The sequence below is a fragment of the Streptomyces sp. 1114.5 genome, assembly GCF_003635085.1.
Taxonomy (GTDB): domain Bacteria; phylum Actinomycetota; class Actinomycetes; order Streptomycetales; family Streptomycetaceae; genus Kitasatospora.
In genome coordinates, this window is sequence record NZ_RBXE01000003.1 from 536,482 (window position 1) to 554,277 (window position 17,796).

Annotated in this window: 12 protein-coding genes and 1 pseudogene; 6 read left to right on the plus strand and 7 right to left on the minus strand. The window is 72.0% G+C overall.

All coding sequences use genetic code 11. The features are described from left to right. Window positions 1–12: 12 nt before the first annotated feature. On the minus strand, window positions 13–642 hold the full coding sequence (locus BX285_RS33910) for a helix-turn-helix domain-containing protein (protein ID WP_121179402.1): 630 nt from the start codon (window positions 640–642) through the stop codon (window positions 13–15). 152 nt (window positions 643–794) lie between these two features. Here BX285_RS33910 and BX285_RS33915 point away from each other — a divergent pair, with 152 nt between their 5' ends. From BX285_RS33915 to BX285_RS33925, 3 genes are all read left to right on the plus strand, one after another. Beyond that, window positions 795–1,928 carry an aryl-sulfate sulfotransferase gene (locus BX285_RS33915; RefSeq protein ID WP_121179403.1) on the plus strand — a complete coding sequence of 378 codons (1,134 nt, stop codon included), beginning with the start codon at window positions 795–797 and terminating at the stop codon, window positions 1,926–1,928. Next, window positions 1,925–3,325 (plus strand): solute carrier family 23 protein, encoded by a 1,401-nt coding sequence (locus tag BX285_RS33920; protein ID WP_259470954.1) that lies wholly within the window; start codon window positions 1,925–1,927, stop codon window positions 3,323–3,325. Before BX285_RS33915 ends, BX285_RS33920 begins: the two co-directional genes overlap by 4 nt. Window positions 3,326–3,417: 92 nt before the next feature. Next, window positions 3,418–4,554: a D-TA family PLP-dependent enzyme gene (locus BX285_RS33925; RefSeq protein WP_121179404.1), complete on the plus strand. Its 1,137-nt coding sequence runs from the start codon at window positions 3,418–3,420 to the stop codon at window positions 4,552–4,554. 18 nt (window positions 4,555–4,572) lie between these two features. On the opposite strand, the pseudogene BX285_RS33930 reads toward BX285_RS33925, so the two are convergent. The 4 genes and pseudogenes from BX285_RS33930 to BX285_RS36970 form a co-directional block, all read right to left on the minus strand. Then, window positions 4,573–4,971, minus strand: a pseudogene (locus BX285_RS33930) (transposase); the annotation flags it as partial. A gap of 103 nt (window positions 4,972–5,074) precedes the next feature. Next, a complete protein-coding gene (locus BX285_RS39395) occupies window positions 5,075–6,769 on the minus strand; it encodes an IPT/TIG domain-containing protein (protein ID WP_310794275.1) in 1,695 nt (564 codons plus the stop codon). 1,252 nt (window positions 6,770–8,021) lie between these two features. Then, window positions 8,022–8,756: a DUF2637 domain-containing protein gene (locus tag BX285_RS33940; protein WP_101948359.1), complete on the minus strand. Its 735-nt coding sequence runs from the start codon at window positions 8,754–8,756 to the stop codon at window positions 8,022–8,024. A gap of 58 nt (window positions 8,757–8,814) precedes the next feature. Continuing rightward, the gene (locus BX285_RS36970) at window positions 8,815–9,066 is read right to left on the minus strand and encodes a hypothetical protein (protein WP_143685929.1); all 252 of its coding nucleotides are present in this window, start codon (window positions 9,064–9,066) and stop codon (window positions 8,815–8,817) included. Window positions 9,067–10,535: 1,469 nt separating this feature from the next. On the opposite strand from BX285_RS36970, the gene BX285_RS37715 reads away from it, so the two are divergent. The 3 genes from BX285_RS37715 to BX285_RS33955 all read left to right on the plus strand — a co-directional run bounded on the left by BX285_RS37715 (window position 10,536) and on the right by BX285_RS33955 (window position 14,415). Beyond that, a complete protein-coding gene (locus BX285_RS37715; RefSeq protein ID WP_183107328.1) occupies window positions 10,536–12,554 on the plus strand; it encodes a hypothetical protein in 2,019 nt (672 codons plus the stop codon). Between the two features lie 931 nt (window positions 12,555–13,485). Further along, complete coding sequence (locus tag BX285_RS33950) at window positions 13,486–14,013, plus strand: ATP-binding protein (RefSeq protein ID WP_183107329.1); 528 nt, start codon at window positions 13,486–13,488, stop codon at window positions 14,011–14,013. Window positions 14,014–14,103: 90 nt separating this feature from the next. Then, window positions 14,104–14,415, plus strand: a complete 312-nt coding sequence (locus BX285_RS33955) for a hypothetical protein (protein ID WP_121179407.1) — start codon at window positions 14,104–14,106, stop codon at window positions 14,413–14,415. Window positions 14,416–14,792: 377 nt separating this feature from the next. On the opposite strand, the gene BX285_RS33960 is transcribed toward BX285_RS33955, so the two are convergent. Then, window positions 14,793–15,215: a hypothetical protein gene (locus tag BX285_RS33960; protein WP_121179408.1), complete on the minus strand. Its 423-nt coding sequence runs from the start codon at window positions 15,213–15,215 to the stop codon at window positions 14,793–14,795. A gap of 414 nt (window positions 15,216–15,629) precedes the next feature. Then, entirely contained in the window at window positions 15,630–17,060 is a 1,431-nt protein-coding gene (locus tag BX285_RS33965; RefSeq protein ID WP_121179409.1) for a Mu transposase domain-containing protein, read from the minus strand. Between the last annotated feature and the right edge of the window lie 736 nt (window positions 17,061–17,796).

Here is a 17,796-nt window from a genome sequence, read left to right on the forward strand (position 1 = left end):
CAGCCGTTCGGCTCAGTCGCGCCGCCCGGCAGGGGGCGCAGCGGCGGCGTGGCCGGAGACGGCCACCACCAGCACGCGGGTGCCGGGGCTGGTGCTGCGCCAGCGGTGGCGGACCCCGCCGGCCAGGTAGAGGGTGTCGCCGCGGTCCAGCCGGTAGAGCCGGCCGTCCGCCTCGACCTCGGCGGCGCCGTCCGCGACGTACATCAACTCGTCGTCCGGGTGCAGGAATTCGCGGTCGGCCTGCTGGTCGCCGGTGAACTCCAGTGCGTGCAGCCGGCGTTGCCCGCGCACCAGCGGGCGGACCCCGGAGCCCGGCGACAGGCCCGCGTCGTCCAGCGCGAGGACGATGTCCACCGGGTGGCCGACGGGGTCGGCGGAGGCCAGCAGTTCGACGGCCGTGGTCTCCAGCCCGTCCGCGATGCGCTGGAGCGACCGCATGCTGGGCCGGGCCCGGTCGTTCTCGATCTGGCTGAGGAAGGGCACGGACAGGCCGGTGCGCCGGGCCACCTGGGCCAGGGTCAGGTCGAGGGCCCGGCGGCGCTGCCGGATCGGGCCCCCGAGCCGCGGCTGCGCCGCTTCGCCGCCGCCGGTCCCGCGCCCGCCCCCGCTGCCGGTCCCGGATCCCGGCTCCGCGTCACTCATGATCAGCTCCTTCTTCCCGCGGCCACCTTACGCACCGGCGCGATGCGCCCGCCGCCACGTTTCGCACGGCTGCAACAGAGCCGTCACATGACGCTCCTATCGTCGAAGCAGTTTGACAGCATCAAAAAAACTTTGATCGGAGTGGATCCATCATGCCGCCCCAGCCCCGCATCGACCAGAACCAGCGCCGCCGCCGCGGCACCGGGCTCATCGCCCTCGACCCGGAGGCTGCCTTCCCCGGCTTCACCCTGTTCGCCCCGCTGACCGGCGGCGGAGATGTGTACCTGGTGGACCTGCACGGCACGACCGTGCACCGCTGGAGCCTGCCGTACCGGCCCGGCCGGCACGCCCGGCTGCTGGCCGGCGGGCAACTCGCCTACAACGGCGTGCTGCCCGGGCAGCAGGCGCTGTTCCCGATGTGGCACAAGTACCGGGGCGGGGTGATGCTCCGCGCCGCACCCGACGGCACCGTGCTGTGGGAGCACCGCGACCCGCGCCAGCACCACGACGCCCACCACCTCGACGACGGCGGCGTCCTCTACACCGGGATCGAACCCCTGCGCGGCGCGGAGGCGAAGGCCGTCCTCGGCGGAGTCCCCGGCTCCGAGGCCGGCGGGGAAACGGTGTGGGCCGACACCATCACCGAGGTCGGCGCGGACGGCGCCACCCGCTGGTCCTGGCGGGCCGCCGAGCACCTCGACCGCGCCGACTACCCGCTCCACCCCGACTACGCGCGCGAGCACTGGCCGCTGATCAACAGCGTCACCCCGCTCGCCGACGGCAACATCCTGGCCAGCCTGCGCAGCGTCTCGGCGGTCGTGGTGATCAGCCGCGCCACCGGGAAGATCCTGTGGCGCAGCCGGCCCGGCACGGTCTCCCAGCAGCACAACCCCACCGAACTCGCCGACGGCCGGCTGCTGGTCTTCGACAACGGCGTCTTCCGCCCCGGCCACGACGTGCCGTACTCCCGCGTCATCGAGATCGACCGGGCCCGGGACGAGGTGGTGTGGGAGTACCACGACCCCGCCCGCGAGTCCTTCTTCGCCCCGTTCATGGGCTCCGCCCAGCGGCTGGCCAACGGCAACACCCTGGTCACCGACTCGCCGGCGGGCCGCCTCTTCGAGGTGACCGCGGACGGCTACCTCTGCTGGGAGTACGTGGTGCCGCACTTCGGCGCCTACACCGAGAGCGAGGTCCGCACCCTCTTCCCGGCCGAGCCCAACGCCGTCTTCCGCGCCTACCGCTACGCCCCCGAGGAGATCCCGTGGCTGGAGACCCGGCCGTGACCACCCCAGCGACCCCCGCCGACGGGACCGCCGCCGACGGGACCGCCGCCGTACCGCCCGCCGACGAGCGCCTGCCGCTGCGGCGACTGCTCCCGCTCGCCCTCCAGCACGTGCTCGCCATGGCAGCCACCCCGGTGTCCACCGTGTTCCTGATCGCGGCGCCGCTGCGGCTGACCCCCGCCCAGACCTCCTCCCTGCTGGGCGCGGCGCTCGTGCTGTCCGGGGCGGGCTCGGTGCTGCAGTCCCTCGGCGTCTGGGGCTTCGGTGCCCGGCTGCCGTTCGTGATGCTGCCGGGCGGGGCCGCCACCGCGCTGTTCGTCCAGATCGCCCACGACCACGGGCCCGCCGTCGCCTCCGGCTCGGTGCTGCTCGCGGCGGCGCTGCTGCTCGCCGTCACCCCGCTGTACGGCCGGGTGGTGCGGCTCTTCCCGCCGGTGGTCACGGGCGTGACGGTGCTGCTGGTCGGGATCTCCATGGTGCGGGTCAGCACCCAGCTGCTGTCCGGCCCGGGCGGCCGGGCGGCACCGGGCGCCCTGGCCGCCGCCGGGCTCACCGTCGCGGTCACGCTCGTCGCCCACCTGCTGCTGCGCGGCGCCTGGCGCCAGTCCGCCGTCCTGATCGGGCTCGCCGGCGGCGCCCTGCTCACCGTCGCCACCGGCCTGGGCGCGCTCGCCCCGGCCACCGGGGCCGAGGTCCTGCTCCCGCACCTCCTGCCGTACGGCACCCCGCGGCTGGACCTGCTGGCGGCCCTGCCGCTGCTGCTCTTCAGCCTCACCTCGCTCGCCGAGGCCACCGGCCAGACCGTCCTCAACAGCGACGTGCCGGACCCTGGCCGGGACGTCCCGCGGGTGGCCCGCGCCGACGCGCTGATCTCGCTGCTCGGCTCGGTCCTCGGCACGCCCACGATGGTGACCAGCTCCGAGAACATCGGCATCAACCGGCTCACCGGGGTGCGCAGCCGCTTCGTCACGGCAGCGGCCGGGGGCCTGCTGATCGCGGCGGGCCTGCTCTCCCCGCTGTCCCGGCTGGTCGCCGCCCTGCCCCCGGCGGTCGTCGCGGGCTCCGCGCTGGTCGTGTACGCGGTGATCACCGTCATGGGCGTGGAGATGCTCGGCCGGGTGCGGGTGGGTGACTCCCCGGACACCCTGGTCGTCGGCCTGGCGCTGACGGCGGGCCTGCTCCCGGTGGTCGCCCCCGCGCTGTACACGGGGTTCCCCGCCGCGGTCCGTACGGTCCTCGGGAACGGGGTGGTCGCCGGCACGCTGGCGGCGGTCCTGCTGCACGCCCTGCTCATCGCCGTCCGCAGCGGTACCCGCGACGGCAGCCGTAGCCGCAGCCGCAGCCGCAGCCGACGGCCCTGGCGCGCGGGCGCCCTCGGCGACGGCCAGGCGCCCTGACGCGCCCCGACCGTACGGCCGGGAACCCGGCGCGTGCCCGGCCCGCCGGGCGGAGGATCATGGCCGGTGCGATTCGCGTCGAAAGGGAGCAGATGAGCCTCATCCCGGTGGAGATCGACACCCCGGACATCATGGTCGAGCTGGGCGTGCTCGAACGGAACATCGAGCGCATGGCGGCCGCCCTGCGGGCCAAGGGCCTGCGGCTGCGGCCGCACGCCAAGACCCACAAGATGCCCGAGATCGCCGCACGGCAGCTCGCGGCCGGGGCCGTCGGGCTGACGGTGGCGACCATCGGGGAGGCCGAGGTCTTCGCCGAGCACGGCGCCACCGACCTCTTCATCGCCTACCCGCTGTGGATCGGGCCCCGGCAGGCCGAGCGGCTGCGCCGCCTCGCCGGCCCGGTGCGGATCGCGATCGGCGTGGACTCCGTCGAAGCGGCCGAGGCGGCGGGCCGGCACCTCGGCTCCGCGGCCGGTGACATCGAGGCCGTGGTGGAGATCGACAGCGGGCACCACCGCAGCGGCGTCCGCCCGGAGCAGGCCGTGGCGGTGGCCCGGGCGGCGGCCGGTGCGGGGCTGCGCGTCGGCGGGCTGTTCACCTTCCCGGGCCACGGCTACGCACCGGGCATGCCCGCGAAGGCGGCCGAGGAGGAGCAGCAGGCCCTCGGCCGGGCCGCCGAACTGCTCGCCGCGGCAGGCTTCGAGCTCACCCGGGTGAGCGGCGGCTCCACCCCGACCGCCGAGCTCACCGGCACCGCCGAACTCACCGGCGCCGCCGAGCAGGCCGGGCCGTCGGCGCTCACCGAGGTCCGCCCCGGCGTCTACGTGTTCGGCGACGCCCAGCAGCTCGAACTCGGCCGGTGCACCGCAGCGGACATCGCGCTCACCGTCGCAGCGACCGTCGTCAGCCGGCACGAGGGGAACGACGCCACACCCCGACGGCTCGTCCTGGACGCGGGCAGCAAGGTCCTCGGCGGCGACCGCCCCGCCTGGGCGACGGGCTACGGCCGCCTCATGGACCACCCCGAAGCCCGTATCACCGCGCTCTCCGAGCACCACGCCACCGTGGTCTGGCCCGAGGGCGTCGACCTCCCCGCCCTGGGCGAGCGGCTGCGCGTGATCCCCAACCACGTCTGCGTCGCCGTCAACCTCGTCGACGACGTCGCCGTGGTCAGCGAGGGCAGGCTCGTGGACCGCTGGCGCGTCGCCGCCCGCGGCAGGAACAGCTGACCCCGGGCGGCCACCACGCAGGTGCCATCGGTCGCTGACCTGTACCGCTTCGGGCAGGGCCCGGCGTACGGCCTCGCCGTAGGATCCGGAGCCGTCCCGGCAGGCGACCTCCGCGCCGGGGTGCTCGCGCAGCCACGTCTCCGAGGCGTTGGCGCCTCGGCCGGGGAGTACGTCGATCCGCTCGCCGGTCTCGGCGTCGATCAGGACGGTGGCGTACCGGTGGCGGCGCTTGAGGGCGGAGTCGTCCACACCGAGAACCCGTGGCGCCTGCCGCGTGGGCAGCGGCAGGCGCATCAGTGCCCGCAGTGCTGTCGAGCGGGACGCCGGGACCGCCAGGGCGTGCAGCAGCCGGGAGCCGGCGCGGCCCGCTGACTCTCTGACGACCGCCCCGAGCTGTGCGGCCAGCCGGGCCGTACGTCACGCCGCCGGCCAGCGGCCCGGGAGGGCCCTTGAACGTCCCCCGCCCCGGGGCGCGCAGGCGTGCGACGCGCCCCGGGGACGGGCCGGGTCGGCGGCAGGGTCAGATGCCGGGGGCGTCGAGGTAGGTGTAGGTGTCGCCGGTGCTGCCGCCGAGGGTGGTGACGGTGATGGTGATGGCGCCGGCGGAGTGGGGCGGGGCGACGGCGGCGATCATCTGGTCGGAGGTGACGGAGAACGGTGCGGGCGCGCCGTCGAAGGTGACCTCCTGGGTGGTGGCCAGGTGGTTGCCGGTGAGGGTGACGTCGGTACCGCCGCCGGCGGGTCCGGAGTCGGGGCTGACGCCGTTCACGGTGGGCACGTCGAGGTAGGTGAAGGTCTGGCCGCCGGCGCTGCCGCCGGGGGTGATGACGGTGACGGGCACCGGGCCGGGGGACGGGACGGCCGGGATGGTGACGGTGACGGCGGTGTCGGTGACGGACTCGATGGTGGCGAGTCGGGAGCCGAAGCGCACCGAGGTGGCTCCGGCCAGGTCGGCCCCGGTGATGACCGCGGTGCCGCCGCCGGTGTAGGGGCCCATGGCGGGGCCTGCACTGGTGATGATTCCGGTCAGCAGCGGGGGCGGGAGGTAGGAGAAGGTGCCGAAGACGGCGGTGCCGCCGGGGGTGGTGACGGTGACGGGGACCGTTCCCGATCCGGCGGGGGTGCTGACGGTGATCGAGGTCGCGGTGTTCGCCAGGATCGTGGCGGGGGCGCCGCCGAAGCGGACCGAGGTGGCTCCGGCCAGGTCGTGGCCCCGGAGGGTCACGATGGTGCCGCCGGCGGTGCTGCCGCGGTCGGGCTCGACGGTGAGGGCGATCACGCTCACGGCGTTGTCGGCGTTGTCCGTCACGTACAGCCGGTTCCCGGCGGGGGCGACCGCGACGCAGACGGGGCCGTTGCCCACGGGGATGCTGCCGGTGGCGGTGTCGGTCGTGGTGTCGATCACGCTGACGGTGTTGTCGGCGTAGTCGGTGGTGTAGGCGGCGGTCCCGTCCGGATTCACGGCCACGAAACGGGGCAGACTGCCGACGCCGATGGTGGCGATGACGGTCGTGGTGGCGGTGTCGACCACGCTGACGCTGTCGCTGCCCGCGTTGCAGACGTAGCCGCGGGTGCCGTCCGGGCTGAAGGCGATGATCACCGGGACGTCGCCGGCGGTGAAGCTGCCGATGACAGTGTTGGTCGCGGTGTCGATCACGCTGACGGAGCTGTCGCCGACGCAGCCGACGTAGGCGCGGGTGCCGTCGGGGGTGACGGCGACGCCGACCGGCATCGGGCCGGTGGTCACGGTGGCGGTGACCGTAGTGGTCGCGGTGTCGACCACGCTGAGGGTGTTGGCGCTCTGGCTGGTGACGTAGGCGAGGGCGCCGTCCGGGGAGAGCGCCACCGCGACGGCTGCGGCACCGACCGCGACGGTGGCCGTGAGGGTGTTGGTGGCGGTGTCGATCACCCCGAGGGTGCCGTCGTCGAACAGGGTCACGTAGACGCGGGTGCCGTCCGGCGAGACCGCCGTGAGGAACGGGCCGCCGCCGGTGGTGATGATCGCGGTGACGGTGTCGGTGGCGGTGTCGATCGCGCTGATGGTGTTCGACGCCCGGTTCGCGACGTAGGCGCGTCCCCCGTCCGGGGACAGTGCCACCCCCAGCGGGGAGAGGCCGACGGGGATCGTGGCGTCGGCCGATGACATCACGGTGAAGCCCTGCCGGGGCAGCGCGACGGCGGACAGCAGCGCATCGGGTCGGATCGAGTCGGTCACGGCGCAGCCTCTCTGAGCACGGTTCGGAGCCTCGCAGCGCACTGCCCCGGACGTGGAAGGCGTTCATGGGACAAGTGGCTGCGGCTGATGCCGCCGCGGGGGCTTTGCCCGCGGCGCTGCGGCCCGTGCTGCAGGCGGTCGACGGCCCTCACTGGTCCTCATGACCGGAGGAGCACACGGGAGAACCGCTGCGACCGCCTCAGGCACGGCCCCCGGCAAGGGATGGGCAGCCCACCGGTTCTACTGCTCAAAGTGACCCATACCATCAAATGGGTGACAAGAGCCGGTCGTGCGGGATCACCCGAACAGCCCAGCATGCGACGCCGGCCTCTCTCGGGTCCCGCCTCGCGTACAGACCGGGCGGTAATCGGCGGGAATCCGCGTGGCGATCCGTGCGGCAGCGGCCTGCGCAGCGGCCGCGCCTCGGCACGGCGTCAGGTGGCGGAGTGGTCACGGTACCTGTGCAGGTGCCGACCGCAGCGGTGGCGGGGATCGTGATCACCGCGGCGGGATTCCGGCTTGTGGAGCCGTTCCCGCTGCCGGTGGAGGTGAAGGCCGGCCCCGGGCTGTCGAAGGCCTGTCGGCCGAGGCGTCGCGCTCGCCCGGAGGGTCGTCACGGTGGCGTTGCGCGACCAGCGCCGGCTTGTCCGGATCGGTGAGGCCCGGCCGGCGTGCGGCATGGGATGGCGTCAGTCGCCGGACATCCTGCAGTCGCGGCAGGCTCTTGGTGAGTCCGGCCCCGTCACCGAACGCGCGGGCGGGGCCGGCTCGCCGCCGGGTGGGTCGACAACCGCTAGAGCAGCCAGCCGAGGAAGGCCACGATGTTACCGAGCAGAGCGAGGAGCATGAGTCTCGTTCCTTTCAATTCCGTCGGAGCATGGTTACCGGCCGTATGAGTTCAGCGCCCGGGTGCGGCTACGGTCTGCAGCTCGTCGCACGCACTCCGTAGCTACCCGCGCCAAACGTGAGGTCACCCGAAAGATGGAGGATTCACCCCATTGGGCCAACCTGATGTGACCCGCCTCGTCATGGGAGCCGCTCGGTGCGGCACGCCCGATCGGTTGCCCCGGGCACGGGCGGGGAGGGAAGAGGGCGCAGCGATCGTCACCGACCGCGGGGTCCCGCGTGGCAGCGGATCGGCGGCCGGTCGATGCGGGAGCGCGCTCCGTGGCCCCGGCGTGTGACGCGTGGTCGCGGTCTTCGGGCTGCCTCACGGACGGGCGGGGAATGCGGGCGCCGTGTTGTCCGGGTGCTACCGGGATGCCCGGTGTGAGGGTTTCTGCCGACGGTCCTCCTGGGACTCCTGTCGGGCGACGAGCAGTTGGCGCACCATCTGCTGCAAGGACACCACAGCCGTCACCGGCGGAAGGCCCGCGACGACGGCCTCGGGCATCGTGCAGGGTGTGCTGACGATGCACAGGAGGCTGGCGATACCCGCGAACACCAGGATGACCGACCAGGAGTTCGCCACCCTGCGCCCTCCCAGAGCGGCACGCAGAACGGAGAGGGACGCGACCATCCACGGTCCGTAGACGACGACCGGCCAGTACTGGGACAGACCCCTCGGCAGCTGCGAGAGGGCCACGTCCCGCAGCGGATGGTAGGAGATCATCCAACCGAGGATGCAGACCGCGGTGACGATCGTCAGCGTCAGGAATCCGATGACGGATCCGAGGACGTCGGGCCGGCGGCGTGCCGGGCGGGCGCGGTGCTCCCGGTGGTCGGCGACAAACTGGGGGTGGAAGCCCATGGCCGGCAGGCCGGCCTCCTCCTCGACCGCTTCCGCGTTCGAAGGATGCGGAAGCATCCCCGGGTCTACCCAGCCGTTGCCGACCGGGTCGACCCAGCCGTTGACGACCGGATAGGACAGGTCGGCGGACAGCTGCCCGGTGGACGGCCAGAGGGAGCGGTTGTGTATGACCCCGTTGTCGGGGGTGAACCCGGCTGTGCGGTAGGGGCTGGAATCGATGTCCGTCGACTCGTACACAGCAGTCCTCCTGTTTTGCGTCATCGTGGATCGTGGCCGGCGCTCTCGATCAGCCCGTTTATTCCTCTGATCGTTGCAGCCGCGTCGAGAACTCGAACTCGAGCCGGCGCAGGATGCGGAAGAGTTCGGCCAGCTGGCGTGAGCAATGCGTCAGCACCACGCGTTCGCCATTCTTCACGAGATAACCACTTTCCAGGTCGCCCGCGGGATTCGTCCGGTCCGGAACGAATAGCCAGTTGTCACCGGCACTGCACATCCGGTCCCGCTCCAGCGGCAATGGAAGAGGCGGCTTGACTGCTGTTGGACTCATGCCCCGACAACGATGGGCTAATCTCCGGGAAATGTACGGCATCCGGGTGTCCTGAAATATGCTCAGGCTGCCGGCGCTCGGAGCTTTTACCCGGGCCGCCGAGCTCCTTACCGGGCGTGCGGCGTTCTTGCGGCTGGCTTCGGATGGGGACGGTCGAAGCGGGCGCGACCCCGTCCGCTCGCTCGGCTTCCCCTCTTCCGTAGCGGGACGGCCTCGAACGGTGCCGGATGCTCTGCAATTCTCCCCAGCGGGGCTCGCTCGCGCGGGAGCCGCACGGCCACTGTTGCGCCCCTTTCCCGTTCGGTCATCCGATTAACGGACGCTCGGATTGCGTGCGTGAAATGGCCGGTTGCACGTTTCCCGTTTCGGGTGACTGGTGATAGGACCGCTGGATGCCGCATCATGGTCGGCGTCCTGCCGCCGCCGTCACGAGGAACGCTCCGGGCGGACGACCGAACCCCACTGCCAGGCGTTCGAGCCGTCCGTTCCTGCCGACCGGAACGAACCACTGCCCGTGGCCGGATCCAGTGGGCCCCGACAATGAGTCGTACACGAGAGGTATTCACACCCTGTGATGGGAGGAGTACTCTTGGTCGAGACTTGGTTCAGTCGTGGATCAGCCGTCCGGACTCGGGTGAGTCCGGACGGCTGTGGGGGTGCAGTCGGTGCGACATCGCTGTTCCAGATCACCCTCGGGCGCCTGAATTCGAAACCGCGTCAGGCAGAAGCGACCACTCGTGATCGCTTCTCTTCGTTCGTTCGACCCTCTTCAATCACTGTGCCCCCTGTGGGGAGGTTTTGACGTGACCTAGCAGTATGGAGACGGACTTGGTCCGCACCACCGGACCTCCACCGTCTGTGCACCAATCACATGCCTGGGTGTCTGAACGCCCTGTATCCGTCGCCGCCGGCCACATACCTGAGTCGACGACGGAATCTCACCGCTGCCTCGGCCCGTCCGCACACTCGGATCAGGCGAGAACCTGTGTCCTGACGGGCTGTTGCCTCCTCACACGTCCGTAAGTAGGCACTGCCATTTTGCATCACCGAATCAGAATCTGCCAGCCGCTCCCCACCCATGTCGTGATCCGCCGTTCCGTCCTTCCCCGGGAAGGACGCAGGGCTCTGAATGAGCGAAACCTCAAAGGACCTTCCCAAACGGGCTGTCGAGCGCGCGTGACCACCGCTCGAACGGAGCGGGTCGGGGAAAGGGCCGCCCCGGCGACTTCGGGCCGGCCGGCGTATCGCCCGTCGACCGGTCCTGGCGTCGACGGGCGGCCGGGCGGGCCGGGCAAGGAGACGGGCGGGCGTCGGGCGTTCGGCGGTGCTCCGTGAGCCCGGGGTACTCGGAGACCGTGGGCACGGAGCAGGCCCAAGGCCCCGGGCCTGCTCGCGGGCAGGCCCGTGCGACCGGGCGGGCCGGCCTGCCCGCCACCCGGTTCCCGGCGGCGTGGCTCAGTGACAGGGACTTGACCGGCGACCTGCTCCGGGTCGTGACGCTGGTACAGGACTACGGCTGGAAGTCGGGATTCTGCTTCGCCGCCGACGAGACCATCGGGCGGCAGCTGGGGCTGTCACGGGGCGGTGTCAACCGTCTGATCGCCAGGGCGAAGGCCAAGGACCTGGTTCGGGCGTCGCGGAATCCCGCCACCGGAACCATGAACCGTCGTGTCCGTCCGCCTGCCGACGACGAGCTCACCGTGTGCGTCGGCTCCTACGCCCGGGCGAGTCTGGCCGGTACCCGGTTCAAGGTCTATGCCCTGCTCTCCCTGCGGCAGCACTTCCCCGAACCGACTCCCGTCGCGCGGATCGCGCGCGAGTGCGGGATGAAGGAGGCGACGGCCCGTGAAGCGGTGGCCGAACTCCTGGCCCAGGGGTGGGTGAGCCGAGGAGCCGTCGAGAGGAGGGCGTACAGGTACGTCGTCCATCCCGTGCCCGTCCGCGTACCGGACGGGCAGCCGCAGTCCCTCCCGAGCGGGCCCGTCCCCGCGCCGCGGTCCGCGGACGGGCCCGCGGGCGACGGTGTCGGGGTCCTCGACACCGGACCGGATTCCCGTGACGGCGACCTGCTCGACCCGGGCCGGGAGGCCGCCGGTTCGGTGACAGCCGATGCCCCCGTTCCGGTGACACCGGCCACCCCCGATTCGGTGGCAGAAACACGATCCTTCCAACATGACCTGCTGAACACGTCCGCGGTCGTGGACGGTCGTCCGTCCCGCGGACCGGGAACCGTGCGCACCCGCGCGCGAGGCCACGCGGCGGGAGCCGACGGGGACGCAGCAGGCCCGAGGGGGCGCGAGGGACGGCAGACCGACCGCAGGACGATCCGGTCGATGACCGACGAGCAGAAGCGGTGGGGCCGGCAAACCGCGTCGTCGGCCCTGAGCCGCCTGCCGAGGCAACTGGCGGACCGGCTGACCGAGCGACAGCTCGACTTCCTCGCCCGGTACATCGTCGCGACCTTCGCCGACTACGGCACATCCCCCGAGGTCCACGGCGCGGTGGTCCTCGAAGCCCTGGAGTCGGCGTGGGAGTTCGCGCGCCGCAGGGAGCCGGTCGGCGCCGTGCCGTGGTCCTCGGTGGTCTCCCCGCTGCCCTGGCTGGTCAAGGTCGTCGACCGGGCGAGCGAGACGGTCACCGGGAGCAGGCCGGTCCGGAGCCCCGAGTGCGCGCTCTGCCGCGGGCCGCTGGTCGTCCGCGACGCCGACGATCCGGAAACCTGCCGTTCCTGCGGTCCCGCCGCCGCCGCTGCCGCCTGCCGCCGGCTCCGGGCGCAGTGGGAGCCGTCCGACCGGGCGCCGCACGCGCCACCCCCGGCGGACCCGTTCACGGCGCGGGTCGAGCCCGGTGCGGGCGAACCCGCCGACCGGTCGGCGGCAGGGGACGACGAGTCGGAAGGAGCAGTCCTTCGCCGGCGGATCGCCGCTCGCCGGATCGAGCGGGAACGGACCTGTGCCCGTGGTGGCGGGGCTCTGCCGACGGCCCGCCCCGCCGACGCCGCTCGGCACCGGCGGGGCGCCACCGAGGCCTCCGGTCGGGAGGCTGCCGGTCGGGAGGCTGCCGGTCGGGGAGGCGTCGGCCGGGAGCCCGGACACGGGACCGGGCCCCGTGACGTGCCCCCGGGAGCCGTAGCGGCGTCCGATCCCGCTCCGCGGCGGGACGGCCGACCCGATGCGGGGAAGGCCGGCACGGCCGCCGCAGCGCGGCCGGGGCCTGCGGGACGCCACCGCGGAACCTCCCGCCGGGTCCGCCTCTCCGGTGGTCCGCCGGTTGCCGCCGGCGCCCGAGGCCGACGCGGGTGCGGGGACAGCCGGCCGGGATCCCCACCCCGGGTCCGGCTCCTGTCGTTCCGATCGAGCCTGCGGTCGGTGTGCGGTGATCGCCGCCGTCGGGTCCCGACCGGTTCCCGCACGCGGTATTCCGCGATCGACGGGCAGTCTCCTCCGGATATGGTGTCCAATTTCCCGAGCGGACGGACCGGGATATGAAAATTTCCTGACGGAAGGGCTTCCGGTCCGATCGCACAAGCGGTTTGCATTTCTGGCGCGCTCGGCCGTACGAGTGAATCGACCGGTCTGGGGATTGCGGCTATTTCGGTCCGATGAGTAACTGGGTGCATCCGAATCGGGTGGGTCACCCATCCTCCCCGGGGGTAAGTAGCTGCGGTGTCTGCCGGCGCTTCCGGATTGCGCCCAATCGCTGAAGTGGCGCGTTGCCGCACCCCCGGTCGAGGAAATTGGATCAGCGGGCCGGTGCGACTCCATCGCACCGGCCCGCGTCGGCTCACGGGGTCGTCTCCGCAAGAGCCGGCAGAAGCACTCCTCCCGGGCGTGCACGGGCCTTCGGGGTCACACCGTCGATCAGAGGCCCCACGACAGGATCGTTCCCGGCGCAGCTTCTCGCGGCGCAGCTCCTCGTCGACGGTGCCTCCCACTCCGGTGCGACGTCCGGCCGAGGCCGGCCGGCCCGGCTGCGCATCCCCACCAGGACGCCTTCCCGGCCGCGACGCGCACAGGCGAAACGGCTGATTTCGGCCAGGTCGGTGCGGAATTCCGTGAGCGAGCCTCCGCCCTTGTGCGCCCGGAGGAAGTCCGCCCCAAAAGGCTCCACTGATTGCCGGGACCAATGACCCCGGATGTCTGCCATTCGCTGTCGGATCCGGACCCGGGTGGACGATACAAGCCGTTTCATTCCACCGGATCGTCGACGGCGTGAACTATTCCTACCTTCACACTAGGCGCTGCATTGCATAAATGCGCCCCCCTTTTCTTGCGGCGGATAGCTCCCCGCGAATAATCTATTTCTGATTTACTTCCACCAGTCCGGCGCCCGCTCGGCCGGCTGCGCGCCGAAGGGAATGGTCCGCAGGCGCCGGGCGTGGACCGGGACGCGAAAGCCACGAGCAGTCGCATGCGGCCCGTGAGCCGGGAAGCGGTCCCGCCGTTCACCGAGGAGGAGATTCCACTGACCACCGCAGAGATCGATGGACGGCCGACAGGAGCTCTCGCCGAAGATGTCCTGCGCCACTGGGTCAGGGGCCGTCCGCTGTCCTTCCGGCTGCCGTCCCTGGTCCGCGCGGTACCGGTCTCCCGGCGGCTGGCAGGGCTGTGGCTGGACGCCGAGGGCGTTCGGGCCGGCCATACCCGGGAGGCCGTCCTGCTGGTGATCTCCGAACTGGTCACCAACGCCGTCGAGCACTCCAACAGCGCGTACATCACCGCCTGGTTGCGCCGGACGGCGGACCGGCTCCTGGTGGAGGTCCGTGACCAGGGAAGGACCTCCGTGGTGCCGCGGCTGCACCGCGCCACGCCGGAGGAGGACCACGGTAGGGGTCTGGCGCTCGTCGCGGACTACTCGCAGGACTGGGGGGTGCGGCTCGGTACGGACGGCAGCTGCTCGGTGTGGGCCGCCGTCCCGCTGTCCGGTCGGAGCGCCGCGGCGTGCTGACCGTTGCGGGACGGCCGCGATCCAGCCGGGCCGGGCGGCGCATCGAGCGTCAGCCCCCGTCTTCCACCGCGCACATCGTAAGGAGAACCCATGTCCAGCTCAGGCATCGAGAGCCGTGAGATCGTCAACAGCGTCATCAACTCGGTGGCCCGGCTCGACCGCGACGGCCTGCGTCGCCTCGATTCCGAAGGGCTCAGCGCGCAGTTCAACGCGCGTCTGGAGCTGGAGGACTACTTCCACGCGCTCTGGGAGCACCTGAACGAGTGCGGTGAGCACCCGGCCATCCGCACGGAATACCAGCCGCTGGCCGCCGTCCTCGACCTGCTCGCGGGCTTGAGTGAGAACGCCATGTTCGCGGACGGCGTCACCCGACAGGACCTGTTCCGCCAGCCCCAGCAGTGACAGGCCCCTCCGGAGGCAATGCCTCGGCGGGTCACGCATCAGCCCGTCCACCGAGTGCGCGGTTCCACGACCGCGCACTCGGGGATGGGCTGATCGGGTTTCATCGCGGTACGCCTCACGCCCGCACGGCGTCATGACGCCGTCCGGCGAGGTGGAGACGGTAGCCACCTCGCCGGACGCCGCCCGGCCTTCGCGGACCACGCGGGTACGTGACCTTCACCAGGTGGGCCCCGCTGTCCGGCGCATCGAGGACCGAGGCCTTGTCGACCGGTGCCGTCGTGCCGCGCTTGTGAAGCGGACGGCTCCACGGCGCGGCCCGACCGCCGGGGCCCCGCACCCGAGCGGGTGGACGACGGGCACCCTTGTGCCGCGAGAGCTCACACCGCGGAGTACCAGACGATCTCCAGGGCCTCCGTCAACTCGGCCGCCACGGCGTCCTCGCTGTCCAGCGCGGCGGCGGAGTCGCCGACCGAGTTGGACAGCGCCGCGCGGACGCTGTCGGCCGCCGCGGCGGCGATGTCCGCGCGGACCTGGCCGTGCTGGCAGGAGCAGTCGTGCCTCGCCCCGGCCAGGACGGCGAGGGTGTGGAGGTTGTCGGCACGGGCGGTGGCGGTGTCGTCGGCGGTGTCGGCCTCGATGGCCGCCGCGTTGCTGTCGAGCGCGGCCGCGAGATCGGCGGCACACGTGGACCCCTGGAGCACGGGGGCTTCCGCGGCCCGGGCCGCGGGGGCGATGGCGAGGGCAGCGCCGGTTGCGATCGCGACGGCGACGACGCCGGCGGCGAGACGAGAACGGATCATCCGAATCCCCTCCGAAAAGAAGCGTTGTTGCCGGCGGGGCGCCGGCATGGACGGAACGTAATGCACCGCCGAGCACGGATGGCAGGGCGCGCGGACGGGCAGGGTGGTGCGAAGAATTGATGTTCCGGCAATCGAAGGCGAATTCAGTAGTCTTCATACAAAATCTGCGCTACTCCATCCGAGTTGCTGTCGGGAAGGCCGGTGTTCGGGGTCCGGAAGGGCGGGGTGGGGAATTCGGTTAGCAATTCCCGGCGTTTTGCCTGCCGCTGGTCGGTGAAATTACCCGGACCCGGCCGGCCGTGCGCAGGACGGGGGCGCGACCCCGCGCGTCCTCGGGCGCGGTCTGCCGGACCCTGCGCCGGGCGTGATCACGCCCGGCGCAGGGTCCGGCAGACCGCGGGGCCGTCGTACGCGCTATCTCCCCTCGGAGGGCTCCTGCCGCATTCGTGTCGTCCGGTTCGGGTGCCACGCCGAGCCGGTGTGGCTTCGCCGGTACGGCGTCGGGTCGTGCTGCCGATGCGCGGCGAGGTGGATCACGGCTTCGGACCGGACGTGCTCCTCGTCCTCGGCCGGGTCCTTCCGGATCCGGCCGAGGACGTCCGTCCACCGCCAGGACCGGCCGGAGCGCGCCGACGAAGCGCCGGCCTGTCGACCGGGCTCTAATCCGTCCTCCTGGCGGGTGTCCTGTCGGAGCGCCTCGGCCGCCGCGAGCGCTTCGGCGGACGGCGGACTGTACATCTTGCTGTTGCAAGCCGGCCTGGGCACAGGGAGCGGACGATCGAGACCGATCCCGTGCCGGTGGCCGATGACCGACAGGCCGGCACCGTCGGGCGCCAGTGAGTGCTGGGCGATCACCCGTCCACGAGGGGTCGCGATCGCCAGGAGCGGGTCACCGAGCCTCTGGCGCACTTCCACGGTGTGGCCGTGCAGGTGCCGCGGAACCGCGTAGAGGTTGCCCCGGTACGACACCATGCTGTTGGCCGAGACCGCGCGGGTCACGCTGATCCTGGCGGGGTACGGGTCGTGGGGGAGGTCGAGCAGGACCGGCGCGGGCGGCACGGTGCTCCCGTCGTGGCCGCCCCGTGTCGGGGCCTGGCGGGTGTGGATGAGCCTGGCCAGCCTGTCGAGGCTCTCCTGCGCCTCCAGCGGGCCGGTGTCCGCACCGCCGGTCCGCCACCACAGGGCGAGCGTCTGCCCGATCGCCTCGTCGTCGGCGCCCTGCCGCGCCGGACCGAGGTCCGCGACGACACCGTAGTGCTTCGCGACCTTGCCCAGCGCCGTGGTCAGCTTGCCGCCTCCCGGGCAGTGGACCGCCGGCGTCCGGTCGAAGCGCCAGCGCCAGCCGGTCCCGCCGAGCTGGCGCAGGATCCGGTCGACGGAGCCGACCAGGTGGCCGAAGTCGATCTGCTCCGCGAGCGCCGCGCTCCAGCGCTGGGAGCGGGTCAGGCGTCCCACCAGGACGCAGGCGTGGGTGCAGCCCCAGTCCGCAGGGGGGTCGCAGAAGACGAACCAGCGGAAGTGCACTTCCTCCGCGTCGTCCTGCCGAGCGGGGCGGGTGCGGGGCGGACGCTGGCACAGCGGGCACCTGGGACGCAGCTGATGGGTCCGCAGAGCGCGGGTGAAGGTCGAGTAGCCGCCGTTGTAGCCGAGATCGACGAGTTCGGCGAACAGCGCCGACGCCTCGAAGTGGGCATCGTCCTGCAGTCGCTGGCGGCAGTAGGGGATGAACCGCTCGAACTCGCCCCCGCCGGAGCTGCGGACCCCGACCGTGCGCTTCCCGCTCAGATAGGAGCTCACCGTCTTGCGGTCACGGCCGAGGAGACGGGCGATTGCGGCGATGGACAATCCTCGGGATCGCAGGGCACAGATGTTGATGTATTCCTCTCCGGTCAGCAATTTTGCTCCTGTAAGGATCCGATAGGGATTACGGATCCCTCATGGGACCCATTGGAAGCCAGGAAATATACACGAAATCCGGAGGCGGGAGCAGAAAGGATTCTTCAAGACCTCGCCGATTGCTGTGCAATTTGAGTGAGCGAATCGAGCTGCAATCAATTGGCGAAGACCCCGTGCATCTCGTGTCAAGTCGCACGCGGAGATCGGCCAAAGAGTGGCCGGATCCCGACTGCCGGATGCTTGACAACTTTCGCAAGCACGCAATGAGGGTCGACTGGAATAGACCTCTGTGGGCGCGGCGGCGCTCCCGGTCCTCCCAGGAATTCCGGGCCGTTCACGCATCCGGCGGCCCGTCGCGCCACCGTGCCCGGCGTACCGTGGCGCACGGCCGTGATCCTGGCCGGTCGCACGGTCGGCACCGCCGCTCGGAGAAACGGTCGGTGGCATATGCCGGTGTACATGCGCACCCGCGCGCCCCCCGTCCGCTCCCGTGCCCGGACGTCGGCCGGGTCGGACGTCAACGGAAGTTGACGCGTCGTGGGCTCGCCGCCGCACGCCGGAAGCGCACGCGGCCGCCAGGGGACCGACCCGCGGACGGTCCCGCCGGTGCGACCGGAAGGTCCACGCGTCCGGCGCGGCCGGGCGTTCGCGCGGGGCGGGCCGCGCTCCAGGCCGCAACGTGCCG

Coding starts and splice junctions, on each gene's coding strand:
- BX285_RS33910 (WP_121179402.1), bottom strand. CDS start 642: ATGAGTGACGCGGAGCCGGGATCCGGGACCGGCAGCGGGGGCGGGCGC.
- BX285_RS33960 (WP_121179408.1), bottom strand. CDS start 15,215: ATGATCCGTTCTCGTCTCGCCGCCGGCGTCGTCGCCGTCGCGATCGCA.
- BX285_RS33925 (WP_121179404.1), top strand. CDS start 3,418: ATGAGCCTCATCCCGGTGGAGATCGACACCCCGGACATCATGGTCGAG.
- BX285_RS33955 (WP_121179407.1), top strand. CDS start 14,104: ATGTCCAGCTCAGGCATCGAGAGCCGTGAGATCGTCAACAGCGTCATC.
- BX285_RS36970 (WP_143685929.1), bottom strand. CDS start 9,066: ATGAGTCCAACAGCAGTCAAGCCGCCTCTTCCATTGCCGCTGGAGCGG.
- BX285_RS33915 (WP_121179403.1), top strand. CDS start 795: ATGCCGCCCCAGCCCCGCATCGACCAGAACCAGCGCCGCCGCCGCGGC.